Origin of the sequence: Cyanobium sp. Lug-B, assembly GCF_024345635.1 — a bacterium.
GTDB lineage: Bacteria > Cyanobacteriota > Cyanobacteriia > PCC-6307 > Cyanobiaceae > Cyanobium > Cyanobium minutissimum.
Window position 1 is genome coordinate 18,688 of sequence record NZ_JAGQBM010000002.1, and the last position, 18,161, is coordinate 36,848.

Below are 18,161 nucleotides of genomic sequence, written 5' to 3' on the forward strand. Positions count from 1 at the left end.
CGGCGGTGAATCAAGGCAGCATCGGCGTGGCGTGGACCCGGGGTCGGATCATGCGGCGCTGGTGGCGCGCTTCGAGATCGGAACGGGAGCGGAAGCATCCGGGCGGGCGCGGTTGCGGTTGCGGCGGCAGCGCTCGGAGCAGTAGCGCACCTCGTCCCAGACATCCTTCCACTTCCTGCGCCACTGGAACGGTCGTCCGCAGACCGGGCAGATCTTGGTGGGGCGATCCAGGTGATGGGGCATCCGGCCAGGGGGATGGGGACACCAGCCTGACAAAAGTGAACCCGCCCCCGTGACACGATGGAGCCCATGGCTGACCCCAGCTTCTATCGGATCGGCCGCACCGGCCCGGCGCTGCGTGTGGCGTCAGCCGAGGAGGCTGTGGGCACAAGCGAAGCGGACGGGTTTGCCTGGCTGCATTACTGCGAAGCCAGCAGGGACGAACTGGACCACCTCGTCGGTCTGCTGGGCCTGCACGCGCTCTCGATCGAGGATTGCTTCGATGATCATCAGATTCCCAAGATCGACGATTTCTCCAACAACACCTTCATTCTCTTCAACACGTTTCGGTACGACCGTGGCGTCCTGGAGGTGGGTGAGATCAACCTCTTCCTCGGCCAGCGATTTCTGGTCAGCATCAGCCATCTGGATGCCAGGCATCGCTCCTATCTCGATGGGGTGGAGACGATGGTGGAGAGGGGGATTGAGGAGGCCCGCCAAGGTCCATCCCACCTCATGCACCTGATCCTCGATCAGGTCGTCGATCAGAAGTTCGTGGCCATCGAGGTGCTCGAGGATGAGTTGAATGGAGTGGAAGAAGCCCTGATGGCGGATCCGGCAAGTTTCCAGCCGGCCGAGCTGATCCGCTTCCGGCGCTATCTTCTGCGGCTGCGCAAAAGCCTGTTTCACGAACGGGAGATCCTCAGCAAGATCTGCCGGGGCGATTTCCCCTTGGTGTCGAAGAAGGCGATCTACCACTATCGCGACATCTACGACCATCTGGTGCGCTTCTACGAGGTCACCGAGTCGTACCGGGACATCGTCACCAGCCTGATGGAGATGTACCTGTCGATGCTCAACAATCAGATGGCCAAGGCCGCCAACGACACCAACGCCACGGTCCGGCGCCTGACACTGATCACGACGATCTTCATGCCGCTGACCCTGCTGGCGGGCATCGGCGGCATGTCCGAGTGGACGATGATCACAGGCCCGGACAACTGGCGTGTCTCCTATCCGGGCTTCATGCTCGCCATGGTCGTGATCGGCTTCGCCAGTTATGTCTTTCTCAGCCGCCTGGACCGGAACCGCATCGCGACGCGGCGCCCTCAGTTGAGCCGGCGCTGGCGCGCCTGACGGCGGGAGGCGGCCTGGACAGTCCTGAGCTCGTCGGCCTCCTCCAGCAATTCGCCAGAGAGGGACTCCAGATCGTCGGCCGCCTTCTGGAGCTGGGCGCTGAGCCTCAGGCCCTCCTCGATCGACTGGCCATAGGCCTCACTGGCCTCATCGATGGCCGCGAACAGCTCCCTGAACTCCTCCGGTGGCTGGGCATCCCAGTCGGGATAGGCGGCCGCCGACTGCTGCAGCACCTCCAGGGCGGTACGCCAACTTGCCGTGCGGCGGAAATCGAGATGGCGCAGGTCCTGGTTGGTGCGCTTGAGCTCCCGGGTGCTGGAGACCCCGGCCAGGGTCAGGACCTCGCGCTTCAGCTCGTTGATGGTGGGAGGCTTCGGTCGGGCCGGCGTGGAGCGGGGGGATGGGGGTCTGGCCATGGCCCTACTCGGCCAGGCCGAAGCCCAGCTGCTCACCGGCCCGGAGCCGTTCCAGCTCCCCACGCAGCTGCCGGGTGGTCTGCCGTTCGGCCCTGAGGGCCTCCTGAAGTTCGTCGCGCTGGCGCCTGTAACGATCGGTGTGGGCGACACGGCCGCCGAGGCTCTGGTTGTTCCTGGCCAGTTGCCGGCGACGTTCCACCTCGGCATCGAGGGCCCGCTGCAGGGCCAGCAGCTCCTTCTGCAACTGCAGCTCGGCCTTCGACTGCTGCTGCTCGGAGCGCAGCGCGGCATTTTCCGCCTCCAGGGCTTGGAGGCGGGCTTCGAGGCGATCGATCATCACCTGTTTGCCCCGCAACACCTCTTTGAGCTGGTGCAGCACCGCGCGCAGTCGGGAACGGTCCTTCTGCTGGGTGCGTGTGTTCTCTTCGCACTGCCGGGCGTAGTCCCTCAGCAGTCCAGTGCGCCGCTGCAGCACCTTGGCGGTGCACTCGTACTTGATGATGGCGATGACGCGGCAGCGCTCAAGCTCATCAAGGTCCTGAACGGCCTTGAGGCGTCTGAGATCGTCGTAGTTGGTGCACTCATGTCGCAACACCTGGGTCGGCACATGCTCCTGAGCGCCGATGCGCGGCAGGTTCTTCAGCCGGACACGATCGTGCCAGTAATCGAAAAGAGCCTTCTGGTCGACAGCTTCGAGCATGGCGCCCACTCCCTGGTGCGTGGCCGATCGCTGAAAGACTTTAGGAACCTGATCCGCCTGGCCGGTCACGGCTGGGAAGCAAACGTGTCACGGCGTCTCTCGAGCCGCAGGAGGCGCTGGGCGTGGAGGTCGGTCTCCGCCGACCAGCCACCCGGTAGCGGCTCAGGCGGCTCCGGCTCCCTGGCAGGCGGTTCCTGGGCGGGTTCCACCGGCGGCGGGCCATCCAGGGTGGCGACCACGAACAGGGCCACCAGCAGTTCCGCCAGAAAAGGGAGATCGATCATGGGGATGGACATGGGCGGCAAGGACATGACGTCGTTCTGCAGCCACCTTCCACCGAGCATGGGGAATTGGGGTCCATTCTCCTGCGAAGAACGAATGGACCCGCTCAGCCCAGCACGCCACCCAGACGGATCAGGGCACCCACCACCACGAAGGCGATCGCGAGGGCGGTGATGGCACGGATGTGCCAGGCCAGGGCGGCGGTGGCGCCCAGCAGCAGCAGCTTGGTGCCCACCAGCACGCCGATTGGGCTCGCTGGGTTGAACAGTCCATCGAAACCAGGCAGCAGGATTGAGCCCATCCAGAGGCCCGTGATCACCTGGATGGCGAGGGCCGTGAGGCCGAGGGGCTCGAAGATCGCCTCGAAATCGCGGATGCGTTCAGCGCTCCGCTCCCGAAGGGCCCTCGGCAGCACACCCAGATCCAGCACCAGGTGGCCGCCGGTCCACACCGTGGCGGCCAGGGCGTGGACGATCACCAGAAACGGGAAGGTGGCCATGGCCTCGACGCAGGAGGAGCTCCCACCCTGGTGGCGCGGGCGCCACGACGAGCGAGGACCGACGGGCAGTGGCGTCAAAATCTGTAGCAGTAGATACAGTTGAGGGGAGAACTCCAGAGGCAGGACACCCCCCATGGCCAGCGGTAGCTTTCCCCATCAGTTCGAAGGCAGTTTCTCAGCCTTCAAGGAGCGGCAGCTCGTGTTCGCGCTCACCCGACAGCTGGCCGACGCCCAGTTTCGGCGGGGCGACCGTTCCCTGAGCGAGCGCCTCTGGCAGGAAGCCGCCGCGGAGGCCATGGACGCTGAGCGCATCACCGGCCTGCTCTACGGCGTCCATGACCATGACGACCCGGCGGCCATGGAGGCGGTGGATCGCCTCTACCGCGAGCGGCAACGGGAGGCCTTGCGCCGTGCCAGCACGCCCCTGGCCCGGTTGGCGCGCTTCACCGGGCGTCGCCCGGCAGACATGTCCAGGCGTCACCGATCGGCGAGGCCGGGTCAGCTCCCCCTCGCCGGCTCCGGCCGCTGAGGCTGCCATCCCATGGACAGCAGCGAACAGGATGAGCAGGAACAGCTGGAGCGATTTCTGGAGCACGCGGCAGCTTCGGAGACGCTACGGACGCGGCTGAGCGGGATGGATGCTTACCAGGTGGTTGCCATCGCCGCCGAAGAGGGGTTCGCTTTCGGCGTGACCACCCTGCATCGTGCCGTCTGCACCGGCTACGTCATGCGCCGGCCACGCTGATCGGAACCTTCAGGCCACGAAGCGCCCGTAGAGCCAGCGCACGAACCCTCCGACCAGCGGCACCGGGGTGAAGGTGGGGCCGACGAAGTCGAAGTAGTCGCGATGGTCGACGATCCGGCCGTCGGCGCCCAGGCGGAGACGGCTGGTGCCGGGATAGAGGAATTCGATGCCCTTGATCTTCAGGCCCATCGTCCATTCCACGAAGGCCACATCGCCGCTGAGGGCCACGGCACCAGGCTCGAGGAAGACGTCATCGCAGCGCTGCAGCAAGCCCTCCTGGGCCACGATGTAGGCCTCGAGGCCCTGCCGTTTCTGGGTGGGGTCGGTGAAGTGGACGTTCTCGTCGTAGAGCGCCCGCCACTGCTCAGGCGTGGGCCCCGGAGCGCCGTAGGGCTTGGTGAACAGGGCCCGGAGGGCGTCTTCCCCCAGCGGTGGCTGCAGCAGGGCGGTCATGGAAGGGGGGTCTCTCAGGAGGCGACCGCCCGGGGCCGTGTCAGGGCCAGGGCCGCTCCGCCGATGGCCACAAGGCCCAGGGCTCCGGCTGCGGCCAGGAACACCAGGGTCTGCAGGGCCAGCAGGAACAGGCCCAGGGCCGAAGCGGCCTTGATCTGCACCCGGGCCTTGATCAGCAGGGTGAGCAGCAGCAGCACCGTGGCCTGCAGGCCGGCGATCCGGGCCGCCGTGAAGGGACACAAGGGGGGCGGGAGCAGCATCGGCAGCAGAGCGATCAGAAGCAGAAGGGCAGGAACTGGGTGCGGCAGGCGGCGTAGCCGTCGGTCAGGGCGCCAAGGCCGATCTGGTGGGCGATGCCGGAGCCGGTGATGGCTTCGGTGAGCACGCCGATCACCAGACCGAGCATGGCAGCACGGCCGTTGAAGAGTTCGACGCGCTTGAGCTGCTCCATGTGGATGGAACGCTCACTGTCGCCTTGGAGGAAGGCGTCGTTGGCGGGGGTGTTGGTCATGGGTTGGGCAGGGAAAGGAAAGGAAAAGGGCTGGGCCGTTGGTCGATCAGCCGAGGCCGATCTGGGTGAGGATCCCCTGGCCGGTGAGCAGCTCGGTGCCCAGGCCGATCACGAAGCCGAGCATGGCGAGACGGCCGTTCCAGGTTTCGGCGAAGGTGACGAAGCCGAAGCGGGAGGAGGAGGAGGAGTCGGTCATGTGTGTTTCAGTTTGTTTCGTAGATTGTAACAGGTTGTAAAGGTTTGCGTCAAGCATGGCCGCAAGGGCAGGTAGCGGTAGCAAGAGGCGCAGTCAACGGCGGCCCCGTACCATCGGAATCCTCTGCCGCCCGGTGGATGTCGAGCGCCTCCCTGCCGGCCGAACTGGTGCGGCGCTACCGCCGGCTGTTCAGCTTCTACGACCGCGACGGCGACGGCCGCCACACCCTGGAGGGTGACTTCGAACCGGTGGCGGTGCGGATCGCGCGGCGCTGGCAGGGCCGGCCCAGCCGCTTCCCGGATCTGCTGGGGCTGCTGCTCGACACCTACCGGCACGAGAACGCTCGCCGCGACCGGAACCACGACGGCACGGTGGATGAGGACGAGTTCCTGGCCTCCCATGGCCGGGTGTTCGCCGCCTTCGGTGCCGATCCCCAGGCGGCGCGGGAGTTCATGGCCCGCTCCGCCGGCGGCTTCTTCGACGTGCTCGACCTCGATGGCGATGGCCAGCTCGAGATCGACGACCTGGCCGCCTTCGCCGCCGCCTACGGCCATCCCACCAACGGCATCGCGGCCAACCTCGATCGGATGCTCACCGCCCTGGGGCTGCCCCCTGGCCGCCTGCCGCGGCAGGCCTTCCTGACGCTGGTGGAGCAGTACTGGTTCGATCCCTCGCCGGACGCCCCCGGCCGCCACCTGTTCGATGGGGTGGACCTGGGCTGACGCCAGTCCGGCAGCCCATAGCCATCCAGGCGGGTACTGGTTCCCTTCGCTCCAATCCTGGCGGCCTCCGGATCGTCGTAGGCCACCCAGGCCAGCAGCTGGTCGCCACGGCGCAGCACATCCAGGCCCTCCGGTTTGTCGCTGCCCTGGCCGGGGCGACCGGGGCGACCATCCCGGATCCACAGCAGGGGCTCCGTGGTCTCCAGGGTGACGCCGTCCTTCGGGGGTGAACCCTGCGGGCCAGGGGCGTTGCGCCAGCGGTGCAGGTAGCAGGGGCCCGACAGGTCCATCGTCGGCCCGGCCAGCACCAGCACGTCGTCGCTGCCGGGGACCACGGCCAGATCCCGCACCGCCAGGCCGCTGAGCGACAGGTAGCGGCAGCGATGGGCCTCCAGGCTCAAGGTGGGGCCTTCGCCATCGAGGCCGCCCAGACGGAGGTCGAGCACCAGGGCGATGCCCCGCAGGACCGGTCCACGCAGCCCCACCAGCACCCGCTCGCCCCGGGCGGCGATGCCTTCGATATCGAGTCCGTTGTCCTTGCTTGGGATCGCCAGAAACGGGGCGATCCGCCGGTCGCTCGCCAGGGCCTGGGTGAGGGCATCGCGGCCCTCGGCGGCATCGAAGGCCAGCCGCAGGCAGCCGAGCACATGGGCGTTGCGGCTCTGCCTGTCGTGGAGCTTCAGGGGTCCTGCCGTGGCGTCGTACTTGCGGCGGCGCAGGGAATGGGAGCCCACCATCCAGAGGCGATCACCATCACGGGCCAGGCCCTCAAGGTCCGATTCGCCGTCGTCCTTGCCACCGGCAAGACCGAAGTCCCTCAGCTTCACGGCGCTGAGGTTGCCGTAGTGGTGATCGCCGAGGCGGTCCAACCGGTAGAGGCTGCGTCCCTCATCACCCCCCAGCCACAGCACCCGGTCGAGGGCCACCAGGGCGGAGAGGTTCTGCCGCAGTTCCTCGGCTTCCGTGTCCTTCGCGGGGGACAGCTCCAGGAGGCGCTGGTGGGTCGGGACGGCCAGGGGCAGGTCGGCGGCCGGCTCGGGCATGGGGGAAGGCGGGAGCTTCTTTCCTTGGTAGTGGGGCGTTGGGGAGTGTCAACGTCAGCTCCCGGCGTTCGCTAAGGAGGCGGCGGCGGCAGGAGCGGCGATGTAGCTCCGCGCCCCCCGGAGGCCCCCAGCGGCTGCTGACGGGGGCCCAGCATCTGGGCCAGCCCGGCAATGCGCTCCTGGGGCGGCTCGGGGCCCAGGCTCCACAGGCTCTCGAAGTAGAAGAACGCCACCCCCAGGCCCCGGGCCCGGTTGGCGGCCAGCTTCTGGGCCATCAACGCCAGGGGGGTGGGTCGGTTGCGCTGGCCGCTCAATACAGCGATTGCGGTGGGGATGCGCTGGCGAGCCTCCTGCACTTCCGGCCGGCCGAGGTGGGGGTGGTAGCTCTCCAGATCGGGCCGGTAGATCTGCACCAGCAGTTCATCGGCGATGCCGCGCCGCACCCATTCGCGCCAGTCCTGCAGCTGCAGCTTGTAGGCGAAGTCGTAGTAGTTGGGGGAGATCGAGATCAGGGCGCCGGGGCGGGCGGTCCGCACCGCCTGGGCGAGGCGCTCAAGGAAGGCGGTGATGCGGTCGGCGCGCCATTTCACCCAGGCCGGGTCCTCGGGATTGGCCGGTGGATCCTTGCCCGTGTCCTTGCGGTAAAGCGCCGTGGTGAAGGGGTCGTAGCCGAACTCCCGCGGCAGGCTCATGTGGTCGTCGAACTGGATGCCATCGGCTCCCCAGTCGTTCACCACCTCCAGCACCAGGTCGGTGATCAGCTGCTGCACTTCCGGCCGGAAGGGATTGAGCCACACCACCCGGCCGGCGGCACTGGTGGAGGTGAGCCCGCCGTCGCGGGTCTGGGTGAGCCAGCTGCGGTGCCGCCGGGCCAGCGGCGACTCCGGTGGCGCCATGAAGCCGAACTCGAACCAGGGGATCACCTTGAGGCCGCGGTGGCGGCCGGCACTGATCAGCTCGGCCAGGATGTCCTGGCCCTGCAGGCCGCGGAAGGTGAAGTCCTGCAGCTGGCGCGCCTCGCTCACCCGGCTGGGGTAGTAGGCGAAGCCGCCGTTCCAGACCACCGGATAGAGCCGGTTGAAGCCCAGCTCCGCCAGCTGGTCCACGGCGGCCTGCATGCGGCCACGGTCCCGCAGCACCGGCATGTCGTTGGCGGTGAGCCACACCCCCCGCAGCTCCTCGGGCGGCTCCACAACTGTCGCGGGCGGCACCTGGGCTTTCGCGGGCGGCAACAGGAGCGGCAGGCTCGCCGGGAGACCCGACAGGACGACGGCCAGCAGGGCCCCGCAGAGGACCAGGCTGATCCAGCGGAGGGGGCCGTGTCGGTTCAAGCCGGCCATGGCATCGGGGGATCAGCGCTGCTGTGCTCTCCACGATGGGGCCGGATCCGTCCCGCAGCGGCCGGGCGCCGCCGGGCGATCAGGTGGCGCCACGGGCCCGTTAGGGTCCGTGGGCGTCATGGCAACCGTGATGGGCCTGCTCGTGGACGGGGTCTGGCAAGACCAGTGGTATGACACCGGCAGCAGCGCCGGGCGCTTCGAGCGCTCGCGGGCGGCCTTCCGGAACTGGATCACCCCGGACGGATCGGCCGGTCCGAGCGGTGCGTCCGGATTTGCCGCCGAGGCCGGCCGCTACCACCTCTACGTGTCGCTGGCCTGCCCCTGGGCGCATCGCACCCTGATCGTGCGCGCCCTCAAGGGGCTGGAAGAGCTGATCCCGCTCTCCGTCGTGCACTGGTTCATGGGCGAGCGGGGCTGGACCTTCCAGGCGGGGGAGGGGGTGGTGCCGGATCCCAATGAAGGCGCTGAAGCCCTGCACCAGCTGTACACGGTGGCCGATCCCCGCCATTCCGGGCGCGTCACCGTACCGGTGCTGTGGGACAGGCAACGGCGCACGATCGTGAACAATGAATCCTCCGAGATCATCCGGATGTTCAACGGCGCCTTCGATCATCTGGGCGCACGGGAGGGCGACCTCTATCCGGTGGAGTGGCGTGAGCAGATCGACCACCTCAATGAGCGGATCTACGGCACGGTGAACAACGGGGTGTACCGCTGTGGTTTCGCCACCACCCAGGAGGCCTACGAGGAGGCGCTGGGTCCGCTGTTCGGCACGCTCGACTGGCTGGATGGGCACCTGGCGACCAGGCGCTATCTGCTGGGATCGGCGATCACCGAGGCCGACTGGCGCCTGTTCACCACCCTGCTGCGTTTCGATCCGGTCTACGTGGGGCACTTCAAGTGCAACCTGAAGCGGCTGGTGGATTACCCCCACCTGTTCGCCTACACCTGCGATCTCTACCAGGTGCCGGGGGTCGCGGAAACCGTGAACATGGCGCACATCAAGCGCCATTACTACCAGAGCCACACCATGATCAATCCCACCGGCGTGGTGCCGGTGGGCCCGGAGATCGACTTTCTGCTTCCCCATGGCCGGGAGCTGGTGGGAGTGGCGACGGATCCTGCGGATCGGTCGCATGGAAGCGACTGATGGAAGCGACTGAAATCGCGGCAGTCGCTCTCCGGGCCATCGATCTCACAAACACAGCATCAATCACGAATTTGGGAGGCCTCATGGGCGCCTTGAAGTGCCCTTGAGACTGGCTTGAAAGCGATGGCCTCAGGTCAACGGGGATGGCAGAGTCTGATCAACGACTGATCAACGACTGAACAACGAAGTCAACAAGCTGTCGCAGCCATCACACAGGGCGGGCTGGTTGACGACCTCTCCGATGAATGCACCCCAAATCAACTCGGCCGAGGCATCTCCCTGCTGGCCATGGAGCCTGGGCTCAACATGGAGCCTGGGAAGGGAAAGGCACCGAGGGACCAATGACTGCTGGCGAAAATCTCGATTGTGCAGATGGAAGGCTCATCCGGAGAAGAGTCGATCCATGTCCAGAGCAGCAATTCCCGCCTGGCATCCACCACCCTGACGCCGTTCAACCATGGCATCGACCAAGCTGCAAAGGTGCTGAATCGCCTGGTCCAGAGTTCCAGCGAGGCCTGTCATGCGTGCGACCAACAGCAGGTCTTCCATCTCCATCTGAAGCTCGGCGGCAAGAAACTGACCCCGGCCTCCCCCATTAGGCCCATGGCGGGGAAGCCGGCTCCCTGGCGATCGAAGCGCTGCGCAAGCAGGAGGAAGGCAAGGGCAGCAATGGCGAGCCCGCCGTGGACGCCCCGCTCAAATCTTCCACAAGAGCGGCACCGACCTGGCCAGGAGGCTGATCGCCCAGATCGACACCCTCAGACCGGCCTCAACACCGGTGGGTGCCTCTCTGGCCGGATCCGGCAACACAAAGCCGGGAATCACTCCCATCGACCTGAGCGCATGGACGAACGCGCGCTCCGCCCCCGCCGGCTCCATGGAACTTTGGCTGGCATCGAAAGGGACCCGCTGCAAAACGGCACTCGCCCTTCGGGACGGGGTCAGAGTGAGGGGTGCCCGGCCATCCCGTTCCCCTGGACCACCCCCTGCTGCTGAGCGCCACGGGTCTGGAGCGACGGCTGGGGGAACGGCGGCTGTGGAGCCAGCTGGATCTCGCTCTGGCCGGCGGTGATCGGCTGGGACTGGTGGCGCCCTCGGGGTCGGGCAAGACCCTTCTGCTGCGCACCCTGGCCCTGCTTGATCCCCAGCAGGCGGGGACGATCCGCCTGCTGGGACGGTCTCCGGCGGCATGGGGTCTGCCACGCTGGCGGGCCATGGTGCAGTATCTGGCCCAGCGGCCCGTCGCCACTGGCGGGACGGTTGAGGCGAATCTTCGCGGGCCCTGGCGGTTCCGGGAGCGACGCGGGCAGGGAGGCTGGAGCCCCGAGCGCATCACCGGCTGGCTGGCGGCCCTGGGGCGCGATCCCTCGTTCCTGGACTACGACGCCGAGCGGCTGTCCGGTGGCGAGCTGCAGCTGCTGGCCCTGCTGCGGGGCCTGCAGTTCGATCCCACCGTGCTGCTGCTGGATGAACCCACCGCCTCCCTCGACGGAGCCACCACCGCCGCCGTCGAGGCCCTGCTGATCGCCTGGCTCTCTGAAGGTCCGCGCGCTTGCGTGCTCATCAGCCATGACGGCGAGCAGATCGGGCGCTTTGCCACCTGCACCCTGGAGCTGCCGCGATGACCCCCTCGAGCGCCGGCGCCCTGTCGATCAGCGATGGCCGCCTGGCCCTCTCCGCCCTGCTGATCCTGGTGAATGTGGGGCTGTCGGCGGCGCTGCGCCTGGGCCTGAGCCGCAGCCTGCTGGTGGCGTCGGTGCGGATGGTGGTGCAGCTGCTGCTGGTGGGATTTGTGCTCGAGTGGCTGTTCCGCCAGGACCAGGCGCCTCTGATTGTGCTGGTGGGAGCGGCCATGGCGATGATCGCCGGGGTGTCCGCCGTGCAGCGCACCCGGCATCGCTTTGCCGGCATCTACCTCAACAGCCTGCTGTCAGTGATGGCCTCTTCGGCGCTGGTCACGGGGCTGGCGGTGACAGGGCTGATCCGGCCCCAGCCCTGGTACGACCCCCAATATCTGATCCCCCTGCTGGGGATGGTGCTGGGCAACACGCTCAACGGCCTCTCCCTGGGTCTCGATCGCTTCATGGAAGGGCTGCGCAGCGGACGCGATCAGGTCGAAACGGATCTGGCTCTCGGGGCGACCCGTTGGGAGGCGTGCCAGTCGGTGGTGCGCGACGCCATCCGTGTGGCCATGATCCCGACGATCAATTCGATGATGGTGATGGGCCTGGTAAGCCTGCCCGGGATGATGACCGGACAGATCCTCCAGGGGGCGGCGCCGGCGGCGGCGGTTCGCTACCAGATCGTGATCCTGTTCATGGTCGCGTCGGCGACGGCGCTGGGGGTGTTCGGTGTCGTGGGCCTGGCCTACGCACGACTCACCAGTGCCGACCATCAGCTGCGACTCGATCGACTGGTGCGGGCACGGGGGAAGTGATGATCTGAGGCATTAACCGTGGCACTCGCAGCCACAGCCGGCGTGGCAGGGCTCCTGGTTGGGATGGCCCTTGGCACAGGCGTCGCTGCAGAACAGCAGGGCACCGTTACGGAACGGGGTATCCAGCTGGACCGTGCAGTGGCAGTCAGGGCAGGCGCACTGCTGTGTGGCGGGTTTCTCCAGGGTGGCGGTCATGGGATCTCCGGGTGGCAAACCATTGGCCTCAGTCTGATGCCGGCAACGCCGGAGAGGAACACCGGCTCGTCATGACCACCATGGCTGGCGGATCCATCAATGGCTGCAAGACCCCGGCGCCCTGCTCAATGGCCCCCTTCCGGCATCCCCTGCAGCAGCGCCTCAACGCTGGCCACCTTGTCTTCCAGCGTCTGGTCCCGATCGGTGCGGGTGTTGACCTTCACGGTGGTGTAGATGCGCGGACAACCCATCCCATGCACCGCCGTATGGCAGGCCTCGATCGCCCGGAACACCGGCGCCCACTCACCCTCGATCGCGGTCCCGTTGGGGTGCAGCTGGACCTTGAGTCCGGCCTCCAGCAGCACCCGCTCACAGGCCGCGATGTAGGGCGCCAGGTTGACGCCGACACCGATCGGGACAACGCAGAGATCGACGATCACCTTCATCGGAATGCCCCGGAGGCCCTGTGGATGGGGTCCATCCTCGGGTGACGTTGCCGGCCATCGGACGCCATGGGCTGGTGGCCAAGGTCAGGATCCTGGGGGTGGCCAGGCCGCTTCACACCGTTGGGGTGGCTCTCCGGCAAGGGCGCACCAGCAGGCCGTCCTTCGGGGAGGGGCTGGGAATGACCAGCAGCGTCAGGTCCTGATCCGGCTCCAGGGCAAGGCTCAGCTGCTTGAGCAGCCCCGCCGCCAGCAGACGGATGTCCAGCTCCGCCAGCGCCTTGCCCAGACAGACCCGCTCACCACCGCCATAGGGCAGCAGGGTCACGGGTTCGGCACCACCCAGATGCCGCTGGGGCCGGAAGGCGGCCAGATCCTCAGGGTCTGGGCCGTGGCGATGGCTGGCGGTGATGCTCACCTGCACCACGCGATCGGCCGGCACCAGCACACCGGCCAGGGCGATGGACTCCCGGGTGCGGCGAAAGAAGCCCCCCACCGGCGGGGTCAGCCGCATCACCTCCTTCACCACCGCATCCAGCCGGGGGGCCCGCACGGCGTCGTAGGCGCTCACGCCGTCCCCCTCGGCAGGGGGCCAGGACAGGCCGTCGAGTTCCTCCCGCAGCCAGGCCAGCTCGGCGGGATGCTGCAGCAGGGTGAGCAGCAGGCAGCTAAGGGCGGAGGCGGTGGTTTCGTAGCCGGCGAACAGCAGCAGGAGCAACTGCTCGGCCACATCGTCGTCCGCCAGGGGGAGGCCGGCTTCATCGAGGCCTCCGGCCAGCAGGTCGAGGCCGCCAGCCACGAGGGGGGCTCCGGAGGCCGAGGCGACCTGGGCCTTCTGAAGCACGGAGCCGAGGCGCCGCAACAGGCGCTGCCGGGCCTGGCGGGCGCGGGCGAAAGGACTGCCGGGAAGGGCGACCGGGAGGGAGAACAGGCCCTGGCACCAGAGTTCGAAGTCCCCGAACAGGGCGTCGCGATCGGCGCCATCCAGGCCGAGCACCGTGGTGGCGATCACGGTGAACGCAAAACGCCGCAACCGGGGCACCAGGGCCACGGGCGCTGGCGCATCCAGCAGCTCCTGGTTGAGGCCCTCCACCAACGCCGCGATCGCCGGGCTGTAGCGCCTCAGGGCGGCGGAGGCGAACAGCTGGCCCACCACCCGACGGCGCGCCCTGTGATCGGCGCCGTTGCGGTTGGCCAGCGACAGCGGCCCCAGCAGTTGCCTCACACTGTCCGGCCACCAGCCCTCGACCGCGTCAGCCTGGGCGAACAGGTCGGCGATGGCCTGCCCACCACGGATGAACACGGTCCGCTGCCCCAGCAGGCTGGTTTCGTAGACATCGCCATAACGCTCAAAACGGGAGCGGGCGAAATCCGGATCGCGAAAGAAGGCGAGGGTTTCGAGCACGCCGCTCACGGCTGCTGTGCTGGGGAGGGGTCGAAGGCTGGCGGGATCGGGGAGCAAGCCGCGTCATCTGGAGTGGTCCCCAGGCTGGCAGCCAGGTGATGGCGGTGCGAGACCTGGCGGCAAGCGCCACAGCCTGCCGCGGCGGCGATGGACAACGGGACCAACCGGGTGGCCCCGCCTACCAGAGACCGTCACTGGATGACAGGCGATCCTTACCAACGACGTGAATCAGGATGGGCTCAATGGATGCAGACAAGCTGCAGGCAAGAGGGCATCTCGAAGCAGCAGACACCCTTACACTTCAACGCTCAAGACGTAGCGATGGAACCGAGGATGGGCCATGCGCTCTAGGAGATGGATGCGCCTGATCAAGGAAACCATGGCGGAATGGAAGAAGGACAACGTGCCCCTCCACGCCGCAGCCTTGGCGTATTACACGATCTTTTCGTTGGCTCCACTCCTGCTGATCGCCATAGCGGTCGCAGGAGCCGTCTTCGGCGAAGAGGCCGCCCGGGGAGAGCTGATGCGTCAGATCCAGGGACTGATGGGCAAGGAGGGGGCAGAAGCGATTCAAGCGATGATGGAGAACGCCAGTCGGCCTGGATCGCAAGGCGTGCTGGCCTCAGTGGTCGGGTTCCTGCTGTTGCTGCTGGGGGCCTCGGGGGTGTTTGGTCAACTGCAAACAGCCTTGAACACGATCTGGGATGTGGAGACAAAGCCAGGGCACGGATGGCGTGACGCTCTGATCGCACGGTTTCTTTCCTTTGCCATGGTTCTGGTCATTGGTTTTCTGCTGTTGGTGTCACTGCTGCTTTCCAGTCTTCTCGTAGCGGCTGGAGATGCGCTCAACCGGTTGATGCCAGGGCTCCCGATCCTGGGGCAGGCCCTGAACCTGGTGATCGCGTTGGTCGTCATCACGGTTCTGTTTGCATCGATTTACAAGTACTTACCTGATGTGCGGGTACCATGGCGGGATCTGTGGGTGGGTGCGGCGGCCGCGTCCATACTGTTCAATCTCGGCAAGACTGTCATCGGGCTCTACATCGGCAACAGCAGCTTTGACTCCACCTACGGTGCAGCCGGCTCACTGGTGGTGCTGCTGATCTGGATCTTCTATTCGACGCAGATTCTATTGATTGGTGCGGAGTTCACCCAGGTCTATTCACGCAACCAGGGGAAGCTCAGGCAGGCATGACAACGGTCCTTGGCTGAGCGGTGGTTCCGCTGCCAAGGCGCCCATGCCATCTGACGCATCGGCAAGGGGGATCGTGATCCTTACCGCCAGCGCCAAGCCCGCGCCCCTTTCACTGGTTGGAATCAATGGCCAGAACAACACCGGAAAAACATCATGGCCACAGATGACTCGTGCGCTCTTCAACGTCATGACTGGCAAAGGCCAGTGACAGCCGCAGGGAGGACGACACGTTCGATGAGTCAGCGCTGCATGGCGATGCATGTTCGCTGCACATCATTCGGCGCAGCCTTCAACAGCACTTAGGGTTGAATTGTCCATCCCAGGAGAGCCGACATGAAGAGTTTCATAATGTCCATTGTTTCGTTGGCCCTACTGATGACGTCTCTGCTACTTCCAGCTCCGGTGATGGCCCTTTCGAATCCAATGGTCCAGTCTCAGACACTGCTCGGAGCCAAAGCAGACAAAGTCCCTGCCTCAACGCAAGAAACAGACAGCAAACTTCAATCCACCATCGGCGCTGTCACAGGGGACGGGGGCCAGACGGGGAAAAAAGGAAACACCCAAGACAGGGCCGAGGATGGCCAGAAGGTCGATCAGATGACCAATGAATTGGTCGAGGAAAGCGGCACATAGGCTCCCAGGCCTTCAAGCCCCCCCCAGGCAGGGCCCTGGCCAGTCTCGGGGGCCAGTCATGAGATGGCTGCATGGCCGTTCCTGCGGCGACTGCAGCCTCGCGGATGGTCCCCTTGAGCCTGAGCGGAGGCTGCTGAGAGGACGTGGCCAGTGCAACGGTCCGGCGGGTACTGTTCGCGCCAGCCGAAGTCCGTGACCGGACCAGCCCCGATGCATTGCCTGACCTGCCACTCAGGATCGATGTGTCCTCACCCGTCCGTCAGAGGCTGGTTCCGCTGTTCGGCCAACTCGTTCCGGCAGGAGATTCCAGTTGCCCGACAGAAAACGGAGAATGAATCATCTGGAGGCAGGCTCTGTCAGACCCCGGGCCAACCGGGGGAGTTTGACATTCCCCGAACCGTCAATCGGGGCGACAGGATTCGAACCTGCGACCTAGTGCTCCCAAAGCATCATTTGGCGCATCTGAGACTCATTACAGGACGGGCAAAACAGTTGCGGTGACTGAGCTCTGACCCGTGCCGCTTGTGCGCAGCTGTCCGCCTTGGGATGGCATTGTGTGCAATCTGCACACAGAATGTGTGCAGTTCTCCCCTGAGACTGGCCACGATGCCCACCGATCCGACCGCCTGGGCCAGGGCCTTCCGCCAGCAAGTGGTGGCCAGCTCGGCGAAGGGCTGGAGCGTCTTCCCCCACCGGGACCAGATGCGCCTGCAGGTGCGCGACGGCACCGGATCCAGCAGCGTGATCCTTCCCTACCCATGGCAGGCCTCAGCGACGGGTGACGCCCTGCTGCGCGTCCGGTTGATCTATCAGCAGGTGTACGCCGGCCAGACCCTCAAGGGCGCTTCGGAGATCGCCAACGGTGCCAGCAGCCGCACGGAACACGGCTGGGCTGAGGCCGTCGCCAAGTTCGAGAAGCACAAAAAGTCTTTCGGGAATGCGGTGTCCGATGGCACCTGGAACCTCAAGTACCTCCCCACCCTGCAGTTGGCCCTGGGATGCCTGCAATCCCGCCAGCCTCCTTCAAACGCCGCCGAGCTGCTGGATGCGGTGCTGATCCGGTGGGACCCGGGCAGCAGATCGCGGCAGATCGCGGCGCAGAACCTCGCCCAGTTCCTCAACTACTGCACCGAGCGCCTGCACTTCAAACGCTGCTGGATGCCGCCGCCGAAGCTCGCCAGCCACGTCGGGCAGCGGCCACGAGGTTCCGCCAAGCGGGAGGGCTACCCCATAGAGGATGCGCAGATCCTCCGGCTGATCGACGGCCTCCCCAGCGACGAAACCGGGGCCCGGTGGCGGTTCGCCATTCAGCTGGTGAGCACCTTCGGCCTCAGGCCAGAGGAGCTCCGCTACTTGGTGCCCAAGCCAGGCCCGGATGGCACCCAGCTCTGGTGCACCTACCAGAAGAAAGGCGGCGGCGGGCAGACGAAACCCCGACGCCTGTTCCCCCTCCCTGTGCGTGACATTGACGGCACGGCAATGAACTGGAACCTCATCGGCAGGCTGCAACTGCGTGAGGATCTGCCCCCGCTGGGTACACCTGGCCGTGCTGGAGACGCCATCAACACCTACCTGCGGCGTCAGGCGGTCTGGCATCAGCTGCGGGCCGAAACGGCCGCCTTCGGTGAGGTGCTGGTGCCGTACAGCCTGCGGCACCGGTACAGCTACGAGGGCCACCGCCTGGGCATCGCGGCGAAGGATCTCAGCCAGGCGATGGGGCATTCGCTCGAATGCCACCTGCGTGCCTACGCACGTTTCACCAGCAATGAAACGGCTAGAGCATTTGCCGCAGCGGCGGCAAGGCGCGATGAACCGTTAGCCCTGGCTGACTGAAGATACTGGGCACCAGCGGCAAACCTGCTCATACCAGGGGCCCCTATCCTGGAAGGTGGCGAACCCACATTCAGGATGCAGCGGGATATAGCGACGATCGGCGCGGTTGGTGGTGTGGCGGTGGTAGCCGTCGGCGCGGTGGCGTGGTTCCTGCCGACACAGACAATCGAGAAACGGTCGGCGCCGCCACCGGCTGCTCCTATTGCCGCTCCAGCTTCGCCACCTGCATCGCCCGCGCCCGTTGCCGCAACGCCAGCACCTACACCGCCGGCGTCTCAGATAAACCCCGACGATGAGCGCTTCACCCGGGAGATCGAAAGCCTCAAGCGTCAGCACAAGGTGTTGCAGGAGTCCTTCAACACCAGTCGAAACATGGGGGACGTTGGAGGCATGAAAGATATTTTGGCCGAAATGAAAGCACTGCCTAGCTGGAATTGCCTCGAAGCAGAGCAGCAACGCGGTGCGCCGTTCTATCCAGCACTTGCAACCTGCAGGAGCGCCACAGCTGAGCGCTGACACGCACGGGCTCTCCCTACTGAGCAGGCAACCTTGACCCAGGGTTGGTTTGCCTGCCGCGAGGGCGACGGCAACTGCGGGGTGCATGGGT

General features: G+C 66.3%; 25 protein-coding genes and 1 pseudogene. 11 read left to right on the forward strand and 15 right to left on the reverse strand.

Annotation, left to right across the window (positions count from 1 at the left end):
* Positions 1 to 48: 48 nt before the first annotated feature.
* Positions 49 to 243 carry a DUF2256 domain-containing protein gene (locus tag KBY81_RS00625; RefSeq protein ID WP_106221204.1) on the reverse strand — a complete coding sequence of 65 codons (195 nt, stop codon included), beginning with the start codon at positions 241 to 243 and terminating at the stop codon, positions 49 to 51.
* A 66-nt stretch (positions 244 to 309) separates the two neighbouring features.
* On the opposite strand from KBY81_RS00625, the gene KBY81_RS00630 reads away from it, so the two are divergent.
* On the forward strand, positions 310 to 1,356 hold the full coding sequence (locus KBY81_RS00630) for a magnesium transporter CorA family protein (protein ID WP_254975174.1): 1,047 nt from the start codon (positions 310 to 312) through the stop codon (positions 1,354 to 1,356).
* Here KBY81_RS00630 and KBY81_RS00635 read toward each other — a convergent pair.
* The 4 genes from KBY81_RS00635 to KBY81_RS00650 form a co-directional block, all read right to left on the reverse strand.
* A complete protein-coding gene (locus KBY81_RS00635; protein ID WP_254975175.1) occupies positions 1,329 to 1,772 on the reverse strand; it encodes a hypothetical protein in 444 nt (147 codons plus the stop codon). The two genes, KBY81_RS00630 and KBY81_RS00635, sit on opposite strands and share 28 nt — an antisense overlap.
* 4 nt (positions 1,773 to 1,776) lie before the next feature.
* Positions 1,777 to 2,472, reverse strand: a complete 696-nt coding sequence (locus KBY81_RS00640) for a hypothetical protein (protein WP_254975176.1) — start codon at positions 2,470 to 2,472, stop codon at positions 1,777 to 1,779.
* Positions 2,473 to 2,537: 65 nt separating this feature from the next.
* A complete protein-coding gene (locus tag KBY81_RS00645; RefSeq protein WP_106221213.1) occupies positions 2,538 to 2,756 on the reverse strand; it encodes a hypothetical protein in 219 nt (72 codons plus the stop codon).
* Between the two features lie 104 nt (positions 2,757 to 2,860).
* Positions 2,861 to 3,253, reverse strand: a complete 393-nt coding sequence (locus KBY81_RS00650; RefSeq protein WP_254975177.1) for a CopD family protein — start codon at positions 3,251 to 3,253, stop codon at positions 2,861 to 2,863.
* Between the two features lie 133 nt (positions 3,254 to 3,386).
* Here KBY81_RS00650 and KBY81_RS00655 point away from each other — a divergent pair, with 133 nt between their 5' ends.
* Positions 3,387 to 3,782, forward strand: coding sequence for a hypothetical protein (locus KBY81_RS00655; RefSeq protein WP_254970903.1), 396 nt, complete (start codon positions 3,387 to 3,389; stop codon positions 3,780 to 3,782).
* 12 nt (positions 3,783 to 3,794) lie between these two features.
* Positions 3,795 to 3,998 carry a Nif11-like leader peptide family natural product precursor gene (locus KBY81_RS00660; RefSeq protein ID WP_254975178.1) on the forward strand — a complete coding sequence of 68 codons (204 nt, stop codon included), beginning with the start codon at positions 3,795 to 3,797 and terminating at the stop codon, positions 3,996 to 3,998.
* Positions 3,999 to 4,007: 9 nt separating this feature from the next.
* On the opposite strand, the gene KBY81_RS00665 is transcribed toward KBY81_RS00660, so the two are convergent.
* From KBY81_RS00665 to KBY81_RS00680, 4 genes are read right to left on the reverse strand one after another with little or no spacing between them, the layout of a single operon-like run.
* On the reverse strand, positions 4,008 to 4,451 hold the full coding sequence (locus KBY81_RS00665) for a nuclear transport factor 2 family protein (RefSeq protein WP_254975179.1): 444 nt from the start codon (positions 4,449 to 4,451) through the stop codon (positions 4,008 to 4,010).
* A 14-nt stretch (positions 4,452 to 4,465) separates the two neighbouring features.
* Complete coding sequence (locus KBY81_RS00670; protein WP_106221219.1) at positions 4,466 to 4,711, reverse strand: hypothetical protein; 246 nt, start codon at positions 4,709 to 4,711, stop codon at positions 4,466 to 4,468.
* A 14-nt stretch (positions 4,712 to 4,725) separates the two neighbouring features.
* Complete coding sequence (locus KBY81_RS00675; RefSeq protein WP_094585176.1) at positions 4,726 to 4,962, reverse strand: chlorophyll a/b-binding protein; 237 nt, start codon at positions 4,960 to 4,962, stop codon at positions 4,726 to 4,728.
* Between the two features lie 46 nt (positions 4,963 to 5,008).
* On the reverse strand, positions 5,009 to 5,158 hold the full coding sequence (locus KBY81_RS00680) for a chlorophyll a/b-binding protein (protein WP_254975180.1): 150 nt from the start codon (positions 5,156 to 5,158) through the stop codon (positions 5,009 to 5,011).
* A 137-nt stretch (positions 5,159 to 5,295) separates the two neighbouring features.
* On the opposite strand from KBY81_RS00680, the gene KBY81_RS00685 reads away from it, so the two are divergent.
* Positions 5,296 to 5,880, forward strand: coding sequence for an EF-hand domain-containing protein (locus KBY81_RS00685; protein ID WP_254975181.1), 585 nt, complete (start codon positions 5,296 to 5,298; stop codon positions 5,878 to 5,880).
* 56 nt (positions 5,881 to 5,936) lie between these two features.
* On the opposite strand, the pseudogene KBY81_RS00690 reads toward KBY81_RS00685, so the two are convergent.
* Both KBY81_RS00690 and KBY81_RS00695 read right to left on the reverse strand, forming a co-directional pair.
* Positions 5,937 to 6,923 (reverse strand): annotated as a pseudogene (locus KBY81_RS00690) (DUF3616 domain-containing protein); the annotation flags it as partial.
* A 71-nt stretch (positions 6,924 to 6,994) separates the two neighbouring features.
* The gene (locus tag KBY81_RS00695) at positions 6,995 to 8,263 is read right to left on the reverse strand and encodes a glycoside hydrolase family 10 protein (RefSeq protein ID WP_254975182.1); all 1,269 of its coding nucleotides are present in this window, start codon (positions 8,261 to 8,263) and stop codon (positions 6,995 to 6,997) included.
* A gap of 130 nt (positions 8,264 to 8,393) precedes the next feature.
* On the opposite strand from KBY81_RS00695, the gene KBY81_RS00700 reads away from it, so the two are divergent.
* Positions 8,394 to 9,413 (forward strand): glutathione S-transferase family protein, encoded by a 1,020-nt coding sequence (locus KBY81_RS00700; RefSeq protein WP_254975247.1) that lies wholly within the window; start codon positions 8,394 to 8,396, stop codon positions 9,411 to 9,413.
* Between the two features lie 381 nt (positions 9,414 to 9,794).
* On the opposite strand, the gene KBY81_RS00705 is transcribed toward KBY81_RS00700, so the two are convergent.
* A complete protein-coding gene (locus KBY81_RS00705) occupies positions 9,795 to 9,962 on the reverse strand; it encodes a hypothetical protein (protein ID WP_254975186.1) in 168 nt (55 codons plus the stop codon).
* Between the two features lie 404 nt (positions 9,963 to 10,366).
* Between KBY81_RS00705 and KBY81_RS00710 the strand changes: the two genes are divergently transcribed.
* Positions 10,367 to 11,038, forward strand: a complete 672-nt coding sequence (locus KBY81_RS00710) for an ATP-binding cassette domain-containing protein (RefSeq protein ID WP_254975187.1) — start codon at positions 10,367 to 10,369, stop codon at positions 11,036 to 11,038.
* Positions 11,035 to 11,850, forward strand: coding sequence for an ABC transporter permease (locus KBY81_RS00715; RefSeq protein WP_254975188.1), 816 nt, complete (start codon positions 11,035 to 11,037; stop codon positions 11,848 to 11,850). Before KBY81_RS00710 ends, KBY81_RS00715 begins: the two co-directional genes overlap by 4 nt.
* Positions 11,851 to 11,862: 12 nt before the next feature.
* Here the strand turns inward: KBY81_RS00715 and KBY81_RS00720 are convergent, their stop codons facing one another.
* The 3 genes from KBY81_RS00720 to KBY81_RS00730 form a co-directional block, all read right to left on the reverse strand.
* Entirely contained in the window at positions 11,863 to 12,045 is a 183-nt protein-coding gene (locus KBY81_RS00720; protein ID WP_106221230.1) for a metallothionein, read from the reverse strand.
* A 125-nt stretch (positions 12,046 to 12,170) separates the two neighbouring features.
* Positions 12,171 to 12,491 (reverse strand): MTH1187 family thiamine-binding protein, encoded by a 321-nt coding sequence (locus tag KBY81_RS00725; RefSeq protein ID WP_254975189.1) that lies wholly within the window; start codon positions 12,489 to 12,491, stop codon positions 12,171 to 12,173.
* A 112-nt stretch (positions 12,492 to 12,603) separates the two neighbouring features.
* Positions 12,604 to 13,902, reverse strand: a complete 1,299-nt coding sequence (locus KBY81_RS00730) for a cytochrome P450 (protein WP_254975190.1) — start codon at positions 13,900 to 13,902, stop codon at positions 12,604 to 12,606.
* A 349-nt stretch (positions 13,903 to 14,251) separates the two neighbouring features.
* On the opposite strand from KBY81_RS00730, the gene KBY81_RS00735 reads away from it, so the two are divergent.
* The 4 genes from KBY81_RS00735 to KBY81_RS00750 all read left to right on the forward strand — a co-directional run bounded on the left by KBY81_RS00735 (position 14,252) and on the right by KBY81_RS00750 (position 18,070).
* Complete coding sequence (locus KBY81_RS00735; RefSeq protein ID WP_254970865.1) at positions 14,252 to 15,088, forward strand: YihY/virulence factor BrkB family protein; 837 nt, start codon at positions 14,252 to 14,254, stop codon at positions 15,086 to 15,088.
* A gap of 333 nt (positions 15,089 to 15,421) precedes the next feature.
* Positions 15,422 to 15,721 (forward strand): hypothetical protein, encoded by a 300-nt coding sequence (locus KBY81_RS00740; protein WP_146134607.1) that lies wholly within the window; start codon positions 15,422 to 15,424, stop codon positions 15,719 to 15,721.
* 606 nt (positions 15,722 to 16,327) lie between these two features.
* Positions 16,328 to 17,554: an integrase gene (locus KBY81_RS00745; protein WP_254975191.1), complete on the forward strand. Its 1,227-nt coding sequence runs from the start codon at positions 16,328 to 16,330 to the stop codon at positions 17,552 to 17,554.
* 75 nt (positions 17,555 to 17,629) lie between these two features.
* Positions 17,630 to 18,070, forward strand: a complete 441-nt coding sequence (locus KBY81_RS00750; RefSeq protein ID WP_254975192.1) for a hypothetical protein — start codon at positions 17,630 to 17,632, stop codon at positions 18,068 to 18,070.
* The last annotated feature ends 91 nt before the right edge of the window (positions 18,071 to 18,161 follow it).

Coding starts and splice junctions, on each gene's coding strand:
- KBY81_RS00625 (WP_106221204.1), bottom strand. CDS start 243: ATGCCCCATCACCTGGATCGCCCCACCAAGATCTGCCCGGTCTGCGGA.
- KBY81_RS00630 (WP_254975174.1), top strand. CDS start 310: ATGGCTGACCCCAGCTTCTATCGGATCGGCCGCACCGGCCCGGCGCTG.
- KBY81_RS00635 (WP_254975175.1), bottom strand. CDS start 1,772: ATGGCCAGACCCCCATCCCCCCGCTCCACGCCGGCCCGACCGAAGCCT.
- KBY81_RS00640 (WP_254975176.1), bottom strand. CDS start 2,472: ATGCTCGAAGCTGTCGACCAGAAGGCTCTTTTCGATTACTGGCACGAT.
- KBY81_RS00645 (WP_106221213.1), bottom strand. CDS start 2,756: ATGATCGATCTCCCTTTTCTGGCGGAACTGCTGGTGGCCCTGTTCGTG.
- KBY81_RS00650 (WP_254975177.1), bottom strand. CDS start 3,253: ATGGCCACCTTCCCGTTTCTGGTGATCGTCCACGCCCTGGCCGCCACG.
- KBY81_RS00655 (WP_254970903.1), top strand. CDS start 3,387: ATGGCCAGCGGTAGCTTTCCCCATCAGTTCGAAGGCAGTTTCTCAGCC.
- KBY81_RS00660 (WP_254975178.1), top strand. CDS start 3,795: ATGGACAGCAGCGAACAGGATGAGCAGGAACAGCTGGAGCGATTTCTG.
- KBY81_RS00665 (WP_254975179.1), bottom strand. CDS start 4,451: ATGACCGCCCTGCTGCAGCCACCGCTGGGGGAAGACGCCCTCCGGGCC.
- KBY81_RS00670 (WP_106221219.1), bottom strand. CDS start 4,711: ATGCTGCTCCCGCCCCCCTTGTGTCCCTTCACGGCGGCCCGGATCGCC.
- KBY81_RS00675 (WP_094585176.1), bottom strand. CDS start 4,962: ATGACCAACACCCCCGCCAACGACGCCTTCCTCCAAGGCGACAGTGAG.
- KBY81_RS00680 (WP_254975180.1), bottom strand. CDS start 5,158: ATGACCGACTCCTCCTCCTCCTCCCGCTTCGGCTTCGTCACCTTCGCC.
- KBY81_RS00685 (WP_254975181.1), top strand. CDS start 5,296: ATGTCGAGCGCCTCCCTGCCGGCCGAACTGGTGCGGCGCTACCGCCGG.
- KBY81_RS00695 (WP_254975182.1), bottom strand. CDS start 8,263: ATGGCCGGCTTGAACCGACACGGCCCCCTCCGCTGGATCAGCCTGGTC.
- KBY81_RS00700 (WP_254975247.1), top strand. CDS start 8,394: ATGGGCCTGCTCGTGGACGGGGTCTGGCAAGACCAGTGGTATGACACC.
- KBY81_RS00705 (WP_254975186.1), bottom strand. CDS start 9,962: ATGGAAGACCTGCTGTTGGTCGCACGCATGACAGGCCTCGCTGGAACT.
- KBY81_RS00715 (WP_254975188.1), top strand. CDS start 11,035: ATGACCCCCTCGAGCGCCGGCGCCCTGTCGATCAGCGATGGCCGCCTG.
- KBY81_RS00720 (WP_106221230.1), bottom strand. CDS start 12,045: ATGACCGCCACCCTGGAGAAACCCGCCACACAGCAGTGCGCCTGCCCT.
- KBY81_RS00725 (WP_254975189.1), bottom strand. CDS start 12,491: ATGAAGGTGATCGTCGATCTCTGCGTTGTCCCGATCGGTGTCGGCGTC.
- KBY81_RS00735 (WP_254970865.1), top strand. CDS start 14,252: ATGCGCCTGATCAAGGAAACCATGGCGGAATGGAAGAAGGACAACGTG.
- KBY81_RS00740 (WP_146134607.1), top strand. CDS start 15,422: ATGAAGAGTTTCATAATGTCCATTGTTTCGTTGGCCCTACTGATGACG.
- KBY81_RS00745 (WP_254975191.1), top strand. CDS start 16,328: ATGCCCACCGATCCGACCGCCTGGGCCAGGGCCTTCCGCCAGCAAGTG.
- KBY81_RS00750 (WP_254975192.1), top strand. CDS start 17,630: ATGCAGCGGGATATAGCGACGATCGGCGCGGTTGGTGGTGTGGCGGTG.